The 12,311-nt window shown below is 72.1% G+C and carries 9 protein-coding genes; 1 reads left to right on the forward strand and 8 read right to left on the reverse strand.

Annotation, left to right across the window (positions count from 1 at the left end; genetic code table 11):
* Window positions 1–164: 164 nt before the first annotated feature.
* Complete coding sequence (locus ACWEEU_RS09555) at window positions 165–458, reverse strand: hypothetical protein (protein ID WP_451730449.1); 294 nt, start codon at window positions 456–458, stop codon at window positions 165–167.
* A gap of 142 nt (window positions 459–600) precedes the next feature.
* Between ACWEEU_RS09555 and ACWEEU_RS09560 the strand changes: the two genes are divergently transcribed.
* On the forward strand, window positions 601–1,044 hold the full coding sequence (locus tag ACWEEU_RS09560; RefSeq protein ID WP_451730452.1) for an ATP-binding protein: 444 nt from the start codon (window positions 601–603) through the stop codon (window positions 1,042–1,044).
* Window positions 1,045–1,094: 50 nt separating this feature from the next.
* Here ACWEEU_RS09560 and ACWEEU_RS09565 read toward each other — a convergent pair whose 3' ends face one another.
* The 7 genes from ACWEEU_RS09565 to ACWEEU_RS09595 form a co-directional block, all read right to left on the reverse strand.
* Window positions 1,095–3,425: an FUSC family protein gene (locus tag ACWEEU_RS09565; RefSeq protein ID WP_451730495.1), complete on the reverse strand. Its 2,331-nt coding sequence runs from the start codon at window positions 3,423–3,425 to the stop codon at window positions 1,095–1,097.
* A 162-nt stretch (window positions 3,426–3,587) separates the two neighbouring features.
* Window positions 3,588–5,003 carry an NAD(P)/FAD-dependent oxidoreductase gene (locus ACWEEU_RS09570; RefSeq protein WP_451730455.1) on the reverse strand — a complete coding sequence of 472 codons (1,416 nt, stop codon included), beginning with the start codon at window positions 5,001–5,003 and terminating at the stop codon, window positions 3,588–3,590.
* A 207-nt stretch (window positions 5,004–5,210) separates the two neighbouring features.
* Window positions 5,211–5,645, reverse strand: a complete 435-nt coding sequence (locus ACWEEU_RS09575) for an ATP-binding protein (RefSeq protein ID WP_385748512.1) — start codon at window positions 5,643–5,645, stop codon at window positions 5,211–5,213.
* 171 nt (window positions 5,646–5,816) lie between these two features.
* On the reverse strand, window positions 5,817–7,721 hold the full coding sequence (locus tag ACWEEU_RS09580) for an AMP-dependent synthetase/ligase (RefSeq protein ID WP_385748509.1): 1,905 nt from the start codon (window positions 7,719–7,721) through the stop codon (window positions 5,817–5,819).
* A gap of 271 nt (window positions 7,722–7,992) precedes the next feature.
* Window positions 7,993–10,200: a 1,4-alpha-glucan branching enzyme gene (gene glgB / locus ACWEEU_RS09585; RefSeq protein ID WP_451730460.1), complete on the reverse strand. Its 2,208-nt coding sequence runs from the start codon at window positions 10,198–10,200 to the stop codon at window positions 7,993–7,995.
* A gap of 1 nt (window position 10,201) precedes the next feature.
* Window positions 10,202–11,566 carry a maltokinase N-terminal cap-like domain-containing protein gene (locus ACWEEU_RS09590; RefSeq protein ID WP_385751245.1) on the reverse strand — a complete coding sequence of 455 codons (1,365 nt, stop codon included), beginning with the start codon at window positions 11,564–11,566 and terminating at the stop codon, window positions 10,202–10,204.
* Between the two features lie 31 nt (window positions 11,567–11,597).
* A partial coding sequence (locus ACWEEU_RS09595; RefSeq protein WP_451730463.1) for an alpha-glucosidase C-terminal domain-containing protein occupies window positions 11,598–12,311 on the reverse strand: 714 nt, incomplete at its 5' end.

Consider the following 12,311-nt stretch of genomic DNA (forward strand, 5'->3'; position numbering starts at 1 on the left):
CCGGCGCGCGGGCAGAGAAAAGCCCTGGCTGGACGGGGGAAACCAGCCAGGGCAGTCCGACGTGAAGCGCGGAAGGGCATCGCGGGAAAGTCTCGCGCCGCTCCCTCGCCACGTCTGGATGAACGATAAACCACCCTCCGGCGCGGAGGCCAACCCCGTCCCGCTCACGTGACCCGCCTCACTCCCGGTACCACCGGGCCGACCGGTCCGGCGGGTTCCACCGGCCCCACCGGACCCGGCTCGCGAGCGGCCATGGCGCCCGGCGCGATGATCTCCGTCAGCACACTGCCCACCACCTCGTACGCCCGAGCCCGCTCGGACGCCTCCCGCGCCTGGTCCGGATCGGTCGCCGTCAGGCTCTGCGCCCGCTCCCGCCAGACCCGTTCCTCCTCGGCGGCCACGTCCCGGCTCCGCCGGATGCGCCGCAACAGTTCGTCCGCGTCCACCACATCGGTCATACCCGTCCCCTACCCCTTCAGGGCGTGGTGATGACACCGGCACCGACCGTGTTTGACACTGCCACGACAGGTCAGCCGCATAGAGACACCCGGCGCACCGAGCCACGGGACGGCCGGGACTTTCCGTGAGGGAGGGATCACGATGACGCGCGAGCGGCAGCAGCACACACGCGGCCCGGCCATGGTGCCCGAGAAGGGGCCCGGGACCCTGACCTACCGCCCCGCCGACGCGCGCAGCGCCGTGCGGCGCACGCTGAGCGAGCACTGCCGGACCAGGGCGGTGCCGTGCGCGGACGAGACCCTGGACGACGCCCTGCTCGTGGTCTCGGAGCTGACCTCCAACGCCATCGTGCACGGCGGCGGCATCACCGGCTTCGAGGTCGACGTCGACAGCGCGGGCGTCCGCCTCTCGGTGTGCGACCGCAGCGACGAACGCCCGGTGTGCCCGGCCAGGTCCCGCGAGCCCGACCACTCCCGGACCGGCGGCCGGGGCTGGCCCCTGGTGTGCCTGCTCGCCCGGGACGTACGGGTCAGCGGGCTGCCGTGCGGCGGCAAGCGGGTCACCGCGGTCGTACCGCTGCGCTGAGCCGGGGCCGAGGAACCTGAGGGCAAGGAACCCCGGCCCGGGGAACGGGCCTACTGGCGGGCCTTCTCCGGGCTGTCGGCCTTCCCGGGCTTCTCCGCCTTCCCGGGCTTCTCCGTCTTGCGGGACTTGTCGCCCTTGTCGGTCTTCTCGCCCTTGTCGCTCTGGCCGACGTCCGGCTTCTCGATCGGCACGCCGAGCGGGCGCGCCAGACCCGAGACCGCCTCGTCCAGGCGCTGGAGATGGCGCAGCACGCGGTCGGTGACCCGGCCGTAGCGCGGGGTGCCGAAGGTGCCCGGCTCCAGCATCGACGCGATGCTCGGCCCGGTCTCGATCTCGGCCTTGGACCGCGGGTCGCGCACGTGCTCGGCGATCGCCTCGATGTTGTGCACGATCCGTCCGCACACCCCGCTCAGCCGGGGGTCCGCCGCGATCGACGGATGACTGGGCAGCAGCTCGGCCGTGGCGGCGAGCGCCCGGCAGTGGTACGCACAGGTCTCCAGGAGCGCCAGCACGTACCGGGCCGTCTCCCGGCGCGAGCGCAGCGGGGTGACCGGATGCGTCAGCGGCTGCAGGGCGGTGCGCAGATCGGCCAGCGCCTGGTCCATGTCCCGGGCCTTGTCCACCAGGTCGTAGTGGCGCCTCCCGCTGAGCTGGTCCACCGCCGCCCGGGTCGCGTCGGCCAGCTTGTCCAGGACGTTCGCCAGCAGCTCGTTGGTCCGCAGATCGGTGCGCACCGGCAGCACCACCGCCGCCGTGATGATCCCGCAGGCCGCGCCGAGCGCCGTCTCCTCGATCCGCAGCAGCAGCACTTCCATGCTGTAGGTGTTCAGCAGCGTGTACAGCAGCCCCAGAGCCGCCGTCACGAAGAACGACATGAGCGTGTACGACAGGGGTGCCGTGTAGAACATGGCGAACACACACACCAGCACCAGCACGAACGCCGTCCACGTGTGGTGCCCCACCACACCGGCGAGACCGATACCGGCGACCACGCCGAGGATCGTGCCGACCAGCCGACGGGAGCCCTTGACCAGGATCTCTCCGGTGGAGGCGGTGTTGATGAACACGATCCAGCAGGTCAGCACCGCCCAGTACCAGCGCTGACTGGACAGCAGCTCGCCGCCCACGATGGCCAGCGCCGACCCCACGGCCACCTGCACGGCGGCCCGGGTGGTCGGCCGGTGCAGTCCCGACTGGTCGTGGTCCTCGTCCTCGCTCTCCTCGCTGCCCTCGATGCCCGCCTCCTCCGCGTCCAGCTCCTCGCGGGAGCGGGCCGTGGCGGGAGTGTCGTCCGACTCGTCCTGCGGGCCGTCCAGCGCGGTCCGCAGACCGAGCACCGCGCGCGCCGCCTCACCGATGCCCCGGAACACGTCCTGGACGGGCGGGGGCGCCTTCGGCAGGTTCTCCGCCTCCCGGTAGCCGAGCAGCCGGTTGCGCACATGGGCCAGCGCCGTGCCCGACGCCTCGCCCTTCGGGCGCAGCACCAGCAGCCGCAGCGCCTCCAGATCCCGGCGCACCATGTCCCGCGCCTCGTCGCGCACCGGCATCTGACCGCGCGAGGGCAGCGAGGCGCCCGGCAGATGCAGGGTCAGGGTGTTGGTCCGCTCGGCGCTGCGCGCGGTGAGCAGCAGCAGCCCGAGCCGCTCGGCGGCGATCTCGGCCTCCGCGATGCGGCGCTGGAGCAGCCGTGCCATCGCCTCGTCCTCGGTGCCGTGCTCCAGCCGGCCCTGGATCATCAGCGCCGCCTCGTGCAGCCGAGCGGTGCCGGTGCGCAGGTCTTCGAGCACCTTGTCGAGGTCCTCGGGACCGGCGTCCAGCAGTTCGATCTGGGTCGTGATCAGCTGCCCGAGCCGGGCCCGGAAGGCACGACGAAGCCGTTCCAGCGTGCCCGCCGCGGTCTGCGGCAGCAGCACGAACCGTGCCAGGGCACTGCACACGAACGCCACCGCGATGACCACGTACAGCGAGGGCAGCATGTCGACCCTGGCCCGCACGAACAACGACAGGAAGTAGATCTGGAAGCCGATCAGTCCGAGCCCGGTGCCGCGGTCGCCGAATCTGCGGCCGTAGACGGCGCAGAAGATGAGCAGCAGGAAGCAGACGTCGCTCGCCAGCGGCCACTGGTTCAGAAAGGCGCCCAGTGACACCGCCGCGAACGCGACGGGCACGCACAGCGCCAGGGTGACCATCTGCGCGCGCCGATCGGTCTCCCGGACGGCGAAGGTCGCGGACATCGTCGCCATGGCCCCCGCGACCAGTTGCGGCACGGGGAAGCGAAGCAGCCCGAGCGCGACGAGTGCCATGGCGATGGCGATGACCGTGCGCAGCCCCGCGGTCAGCCGCAACAGTCCGGGGTCGGACGCGGAGAGCCGGTCCCACATGCGTGCGAGCACCGCACGTCCCACTGCCTTCACGCCGCCGCGCTCTTTCTTCCGTGCCGGAACATGATCCGCACACCAGCATGTCACGACGTGCGGCGCCACTCGCCTCCACTCGGCGGGCGGCGCCGCACGTCAGGGGCCGGGGCGAACCCCGGTGCCGCCTCAGGAGCCCCCGAGGGCCTTCCCCTCGACCTGTCCCTCGATCCGCCCCTCGGCCTCGGCCCGCTCCACCTCGCCGCGCGCCTGCTGGGGCGTCAGATAGCTGTCGGTGTACTCGAAGTCCTTGAGCTTGGCGGGCTTGCGGGCCTGGAAACCCGTGCGCACGAAATCGTCGCCCGCGACGGCGTTCAGGAGCCAGTTGACCAGCACCCGCGCCTTGGCGACGTTGGTGCGCAGCGCGGACCAGTGGTAACCGCGGGCCACGAGCTGGGCCAGGACGCCGCGCAGCTCGATGCCGAGCGGCCGCGAGACCGCGTCCTTGCCGCCGAGGTCGACGACGAGTCCGAGGTCCTTGTGCACGTACGGCTTGAGCGGCTGCCCGCGCAGCGCGGCGATGACGTTCTCGGCGACCCGCCTGCCCTGGCGCATCGCGTGCTGCGCGGTGGGCGGGCAGATCGCGCCCTCCTCGTGCTTGGCGAGGTCGGGGACGGCGGCGGCGTCGCCGAGGGCGAACATGCCGTCGTAACCCGGCACCGTCATCTCCGGGGTGACGGCGAGCCGGCCGCGCACCGTCTCGGCGTCGAAGGTGCCGACCAGGGGGCTGGCGGCGACGCCGGCCGTCCAGATCAGGGTGTGGCTGGGCAGCACCCGGCCGTCGGTCAGCGTGACCTCGTCCTCGGTGACCTTGGCGACGGAGACACCGAGCGAGACGTCGATGCCCCGGTCCCGCAGGACCTTCATCGCCGCCTTGCCGAGGCGGTCGCCCAGTTCCGGCATCAACTTGGGCGCGATGTCGAGCAGATGCCACTTGATCAGGCTCGGATCGAGCCGGGGATAGCGCTGGACGGCGGCATGGGTGAGGCGCTGCAGACAGGCGGCGGTCTCCGTGCCCGCGTAACCGCCGCCCACGACGACGAACTGCAGCCGCGCCTCGCGCTCGGCGGGGTCGTCGCTGGCGTCGGCCAGATCGAGCTGGGAGATCACGTGGTCACGGATGTACGCGGCCTCGGCGAGCGTCTTCATCCCGAAGGCATGCTCGGTCAGGCCCGGGATGTCGAAGGTGCGGGTCACGCTGCCCGGGGCGAGGACGAGATAGTCGTACGGCTCGTTGACGATCTCGTCGGTGATGGTGCGGACGACGCACACCTTCGCCTGGGGGTCGACCCCGATGGCACCGCCCGGGATGATCCGGGTGCGGTACTTGCGGCTGCGGCGCAGGGAGACGGCGATCGACTGCGGGGTGAGCACCCCGGAGGCGACCTGGGGGAGCAGGGGGAGATAGAGCTGATAGGAGAACGGCGTCACCAGCGCGACGTCCGCCTCCCCGGGGGCGAGTTCGCGCTCCAGACGGCGAACGCACTCGACGCCGGCGAAACCAGCGCCGACCACCAGAATCCTGGGTCGTGTCACGGTGTTCATCCCTTTCTGCGGCTCCCGGAAGACCGGCCCGACTGCCGTCCGCCTGCCCTGCACCGCTGCCACCACACACACCGATCCCACCGCGCCGTGGGCCGTTGTGCCAGCCGGGCGGGGCAGCCAGTCGAACATCAGCCGCACCCCTGGGCATCACCCTGCCCCCGGGACCGCGGCGGCAACCGGATCCCGCCGGGGCGCGGACCACGGGCCTCACCAGGGCAGGAACGCGTGGATGTCCTTGCCGTCCTCGTCCACCACCACGCTCACCTGGTCGCACAGCGTGTGCAGCAGATGCCAGCCGATGCCGCCCCCGCCCGTGCTCGGCCGGAAGGGCCGCGGTTCGGGCCGGACCGTGCTCGTGTCCCGCATGATCACGTGCACCCCGTCGAAGGTACGGCGCAGCCGCAGCCCGAACGGACCCGGCGCGTACTGGATGGCGTTGGCCGCCAGCTCCGTGACCACCAGCAGGATGTCGTCCCAGTACTCGGGCGCCCGGGGCGGTGTGTCGGACGACAGGGAGCGCAGGAACTGCTCGGCGGCCAGCCGTGCCCCGGTCACGTTGGACAGCTCGCCCGGGAAGGAGAACACACGCTCGTGCGTCTCCTGTGAGGGCGGTGTCCCGTCCCAGCGCGGCTCGCTCGCCATTTCGTGTCCCCGGCCCCGGAAACCCGGAGCGGTCGTTTTGACCGGTCACTTACGCTGCTGCGGGTTCCCATCGCTCACCGGACTACGCGTCCACCCGGCGACCGGTGATCATTCACCTGCCGCCCGGGCCGCGCACCCTTGCTGACACACCACGCCGGACGGCGGCGGAGGCTAGCGGAACACGTTGTCCGAGTCGTCCCAGTCGGCCGGCTCCTGCGGGCGCGAGCGCCGCGCGGCCCGGGAGCGGGCCTCGTACATCGCGTCGATCTCCGCCGCGTAGTGCCGCACGATGGCGTCCCGGCGCAGCTTCAGGGACGGTGTCAGCAGCCCGTTGTCCGGCGCGAACGGCTCCGGGAGCACCCGGTAGACCCGTATGGACTCCGCGCGCGAGACCGCGCTGTTGGCCGAGGCCACCGCCCGCGCCAGCTCCTCGCGCAACGCGTTCTCCTCGCGGGCCTCCCGGCCGCCCGGCTCGCCGTGGAAGGCCAGCGCGGTCCGCCAGTGCGCCAGGAAGTCCGGGTCCAGCGTGATCAGCGCGCCCACACAGGGCCGGTCGTCCCCGACCACCACCGCCTGGTGCACCAGCGGATGCTCCCGCAGCCGCTGCTCCAGCGGGGCCGGGGCCACGCTCTTGCCGCTGCTCGTGACCAGCACGTCCTTCTTGCGGCCGGTGATCGTCAGATACCCCTCGCCGTCCAGCCGTCCGATGTCCCCGGTGGCCAGCCAGCCCGAGCGCAGCGCGGCCCGCGTGCGCGGCTCGTCGCCCATGTAGCCCTGGAACACCGACGGACCGCGCACCAGGATCTCCCCGTCGTCGGCCACCGCGATCTCGGTGCCCGGCAGCGGCAGCCCCACCGTCCCCGTCTTCTCCCGGCCCACCGGCTGCATGGTGATCCCGCCGCTGGTCTCGGTCAGACCGTAACCGTCGTGCAGGTACAGCCCGATGCCCTCGTAGAACAGCGACAGATCACGGCTGAGCGAGGAGCCGCCCGAGGTGCCGCGCTGGACCCGGCCGCCAAGCGCGGCGCGCAGCTTGCGGTACACCGTCCGCTCGTACAGGGCGTGCTGGAGCCGCAGGTCGAGTCCCGGCCCCGGTCCGGTGCCGAGCCGGGCCCGCTCCTGGGCCTCCGCGAAGTCCCGCGCCGTCTCCGCCGCCCGCTCGAACACCGGCCCGCGTCCCGCCTGCTGGGCGGTGCGCAGGAAGGTCTTGTACAGCTTCTCGAACACCGACGGCACGCCGTAGAGGTACGTCGGCCGGAACGTGGCCAGCGCCGAGGCCAGCGCCTCCTCGGTCATCGCGGGCTCGTGCGCCATCAGGAAGCCGCCCCGCAGGCACATCTGCATGATCATGAGCCCGTACACGTGCGAGAACGGCAGGAACGCCAGCACCGAGGGCTGCTCACCGGGCGGCCCCGCGGTGTACCCCCAGCCGGCCAGCAGCACGTCGCACGGGTAGGCCAGGCTCCGGTGGCTCAGCGCGCAGCCGAGCGGACGCCCCGAGGTGCCGGAGGTGTAGGCGATGGCCGCCGTGGAGTCCGGCAGCACGATCCGGCGCAGCGACTCCACCGTCGTCAGCGGGATCTCCGCGCCGCGCTCGGCCAGTTCGCCCAGCGCGCCCGCGTCGAGCTGCCAGACGTGCTTGAGCCGGGGCAGCGCCGCGCACACCGTGCCGACGGTCATGATCCCCTGCTCGTCCTCCACCGCCACGGCGACGCAGGCGGCGTCCCGCAGGATCCACTCCACCTGCTCCCGCGAGGAGGTCGGATGGATCGGGACGATCTCCGCGCCCACGGTCCACAGGGCGTGCGCCAGCACCGTCCACTCGACCCGGGTGCGGGCCATCAGGGCCACCCGGTGGCCCGGTGAGATCCCGGCGGCCACCAGCCCCTTGGCCAGGGCGACCACCTCGTCCCGCAGCGCGGCGGCGGTGACCTCCTCCCACACGGTCGCGGCGGCGTTCTTGCGCCACGCGAGCAGGGGCAGCCCGGGACTGCGGTCCGCGGTCTCGAAGACGGTGTCCGCGAGCCCGCCGGTGAGAGGCGGGACCGCTGCTGGAGCGAGGGCGACGTCGCGCATGGCGCTGCTCCTGGTATGTACCGAGGGTGACTCCGCCGATCGGCTCTGTGTCGGCGGTGCACGAATCTAGCCCAGGTGAGCGCTTCCGGTGAGGGGAAGCGGAAACTCGTGATCGAGCGATGATCTTCGGGCGCCCGGTGGGCCCCGTGAACCGCCCTTCCGCGTGCATATGAGGACCGCGTCCACGGGGTCGCCACGCGGGTACGACGCGAGGGGCGGCCGGAGTCGTCGAGACCCCGGCCGCCCCTCGTCGCCCATGTACCGCCGCGGCTCAGCCCGCCGGCGTCAGCCAGACCGTGGCGAGCGGCGGCAGCGTCAGCCGCAGCATCCCGTCCTCCGGCTTCAGCCCGTCGGCCGCGCCGGTGGCCACACCGCCGCCGCCGTACTCGGCCGCGTCCGTGTTCAGCGCCTCCCGCCACGCCGGGACCTCGCCGGGCACGGCGAGGGCGTAGTCGTGACGGACGACGGGGGAGAAGTTCGACACCGCGAGCAGCGGGGTGCCCGTCTCGTCGTAGCGCAGGAACGCGAACACGTTGTCGTCGGCCGCGTCGCACAGCACCCAGCGGAAGGCACCCGGGTCGGTGTCCCGCTGCCACAGCGCCGGGGTGTCCCGGTACCGCGCGTTCAGGTCCCGCACGAGATCCTGGACGCCCCGGTGATCGCCCGCGGCGCAGTAGCCCTCGTCCAGCAGCCACCACTCCGGCCCGTGCGCCTCGGACCACTCGCCGCCCTGCGCGAACTCCTGCCCCATGAACAGCAGCTGCTTGCCCGGATGGGCCCACATGAAGCCCAGGTAGGCACGGTGGTTCGCGCGCCGCTGCCACCAGTCGCCCGGCATCTTCGACACCAGCGCCTGCTTGCCGTGCACCACTTCGTCGTGGGAGATCGGCAGGACGTAGTTCTCGCTGTACGCGTACACCATCGAGAAGGTCATCTCGTGGTGGTGGTACTTGCGGTGCACCGGCTCCTTCTGCACGTACTCCAGCGAGTCGTGCATCCAGCCCATGTTCCACTTCAGCCCGAACCCGAGACCGCCGCTGTCCGTCGGCCGGGTCACACCGTCCCAGGCGGTGGACTCCTCGGCGATGGTCACCACCCCGGGGCAGCGCCGGTAGACGGTGGCGTTCATCTCCTGGAGGAAGGCCACCGCACCCAGGTCCTCGCGGCCGCCGAAGACGTTCGGCTCCCACTGCCCGGAGTCGCGCGAGTAGTCGAGGTAGAGCATCGAGGCGACCGCGTCCACGCGCAGCCCGTCGATGTGGAACTCCTCGCACCAGTACACCGCGTTCGCCACGAGGAAGTTGCGCACCTCGGTCCGCGCGAAGTCGAACTCGTACGTCCCCCAGTCCGGGTGCTCCGCGCGCCGGGAGTCGCCGGGCTCGTAGAGAGGCTCGCCGTCGAAGCGGGCCAGCGCCCAGTCGTCCTTGGGGAAGTGCGCGGGCACCCAGTCCATGATCACGCCGATGCCCGCCTGGTGGAGCCGGTCCACCAGGTACTTGAAGTCGTCGGGCGAACCGAGGCGCGGGGTGGGCGCGTAGTACGAGGTCACCTGGTAGCCCCACGACCCGCTGAAGGGGTGCCCGGCGACCGGCATCAGCTCGACGTGCGTGAAGCCCATCTCCTTCACGTACGCCGGGAGTTCGTCCGCAAGCCGGCGATACGTCAACCCGGGTCGCCAGGACGGCAGATGCACCTCGTACACCGAGAACGGCGCCCGGTGCACAGGAGTGTCCCCGCGGTGCGCCATCCACTCCGCGTCGTGCCACTCGTGCCGCGACACCGCGACCACCGACGCCGTGTCCGGCGGGACCTCGGTGGCACGGGCCATCGGGTCAGCCTTGAGGAAGCGGTGGCCGTGGCGCGAGGTGATCTCGAACTTGTACCGGGTGCCCTCGCCGATGCCGGGCAGGAACAGCTCCCACACCCCGGACGCGCCCAGCGAGCGCATCGGGTACTGGGTGCCGTCCCAGAACGTGAACTCCCCGGCCACGCGCACGCCTTGGGCGTTCGGCGCCCACACCGTGAACCGGGTGCCCGCCACCCCCTCGTGCGTCATCGGCTCCGCGCCCAGCGCCTTCCACAGCTCCTCGTGGCGGCCCTCGCGGATCAGATGCAGATCCAGCTCACCGAGCGCGGGCAGGAAGGCGTACGGGTCGTGCACCTCCTGCTCGCCGTCGTCGTACGCGACGAGCAGCGTGTACGACGGGATCTCCCGGTACGGCAGGACGGCGGCGAACAGGCCACCGCCCTCCGACTCCAGGGCGGCCCGCTCGCCGTCCACGACGACGTGGACCGCGCGGGCGTGGGGGCGCAGCGCCCGGAAGAGCACGCCCCCGGACACCGGGTGCGCGCCGAGCAGGGCGTGCGGATCGTGGTGGGCGCCGCCCAGCAGACGGTCGCGGTCGGCGGCGTCGAGCGGCGGCGCGAGGGCGCGCAGCGGGCCGGCGGCTTCGGGGGGAGAGGCGTCGCGCAGTGCCATGTCAGCCTCCCCACGCGGCGAGTCGCTCGATCGCGGCCATCGGTACCGGCAGCCAGTCCGGCCGGTGTCTCGCCTCGTACAGCACCTCGTACACCGCCCTGTCCGTCTCGTGCGCGCGCAGCAGCGCGTGCTTCTCGCGTGGGTTCCACCCTGCGCGGGCCGTGTAGCCCGCGCAGAACGCGTCCCGGCAGCGCAGCGCCCAGTCGGGTCGCCAGGGGCGGCGCTGCCGGGCCGCGTAGTCGAAGGAGCGCAGCATCCCGGCGATGTCACGCACCGGGGACTGCGGGGCGCGCCGTTCGTCCAGCGGACGGGACGGCTCACCCTCGAAATCGATCACGAACCAGTCGCGGCCGGCCCGCAGCACCTGGCCGAGGTGCAGGTCGCCGTGCACCCGCTGCACCGGCGGCCCCGAGTCGCAGGAGGCCAGCGCCGCGAACGCCGCCCGCAGTCCCGGCGCATGGGGCCGCAGTCCGGGGACCGCACGCGCGGCCGCGTCCAGCCGCGCGCACATCTGCTCCGCCGTACGGCCCCGTTCGCCGGGACCGGCGACGGGGAACGCCTCGGCGAGGGCCAGATGCACCTCGGCCATGGCACTGCCCAACTCCCGCGCTTCGGCGGTGAAGTCATGGCCGTCGGCCAGCGCGCGCAGTGCCAGCGTCCACCCGTCGGCGGCGTCCGGCAGGAACGGCTGGAGCACACCCAGCGTCGCCGGATGCGGGCTCGTCGTGCTGAACCAGGACACCGGCGCGGGTACCCGCGCGCACCCCTGCGCGGCCAGCGCGCCCGGCACCTCCAGATCCGGGTTGACGCCCGGCTGGATACGGCGGAACACCTTCAGGATGTACGAGTCGCCGTACACGATCGAGGAGTTGGACTGCTCGGCGGTCAGCAGCCGGGGCGCCAGCCCGCCCGGCACCCGGGTGGCCGGGTCCGTCTCGAAGCGCAGCGGGCCCGCCTGGCCGGGGCGGCGCAGCCGCTCCAGCAGCAGATGCGCCGAGCGCGGATCGTGCAGCGCGTCGTAGACGGCGAGGCCCTTGAACGGCCCCTCCTCGGCGCGCCCGATGAAGGCCCGCTCCAGCCGCGGTGCCATCTCCTCCCGCAGGCCGAGCAGGAGTTGGTAGCAGTCGCCGGGCGGGGGAGTGCCGCCCGGAGTGGGCAGCGGCGCGTGCGAGGCGTTCACCAGCAGATGCAGACAGCCCGGGAACAGCTCGGTCATGGACAGCACCGTGAGATCGGTGACCGGCCGGTCCTTTCCCGCGAACCAGCGCTGTTCGGGGAGCCATTCGAGCAGCAGGCCGCGCAGCGAGGACGGCCGCCGTCCCGCGTCGGTCACGGCGCGGGGGGAGAGGGTGATGGTCTTCGGCATGGTCACGCGTCCTTTCCTCGGCGCCTGGCGCTCAGCGGCGGCCGATGCGGGATGCGACTCGGGTGAGCCGGAACCAGTAGAAGCCGTGGCCCGCGAGGGTCAGCAGATAGGGCAGTTCACCGATCGCCGGGAAGCGCACCCCGCCGATCAGCTCGACCGGGTGTCGCCCGTCGTAGGCCCGCAGATCCAGCTCGGTCGGCTGCGCGAACCGGGAGAAATTGTGCACGCACAGCACCAGATCGTCGCCGTGTTCCCGCAGGAAGGCGAGGACCGCAGGGTTGGAGGACTGCAGTTCGGTGTAGGTGCCGAGTCCGAAGGCGGGGTTCTGCTTGCGGATCTCGATCATGCGCCGGGTCCAGTGCAGCAGGCTCGACGGCGAGGACATGGACGCCTCGACGTTGGTGACCTGGTAGCCGTAGACCGGGTCCATGATCGTGGGGAGGTAGAGCCGTCCGGGGTCGCAGGGCGAGAAGCCCGCGTTGCGGTCGGGGGTCCACTGCATGGGGGTGCGGACGGCGTCGCGGTCGCCGAGCCAGATGTTGTCGCCCATGCCGATCTCGTCGCCGTAGTAGAGGATCGGCGAGCCGGGCAGGGAGAGCAGCAGAGCCGTGAACAGCTCGATTTGGTTGCGGTCGTTGTCGAGGAGGGGTGCCAGGCGGCGGCGGATGCCGATGTTGGCGCGCATACGCGGGTCCTTCGCGTATTCGGCCCACATGTAGTCGCGTTCCTCGTCGGTGACCATTTC

It is taken from the genome of Streptomyces sp. NPDC005004 (assembly GCF_053600675.1).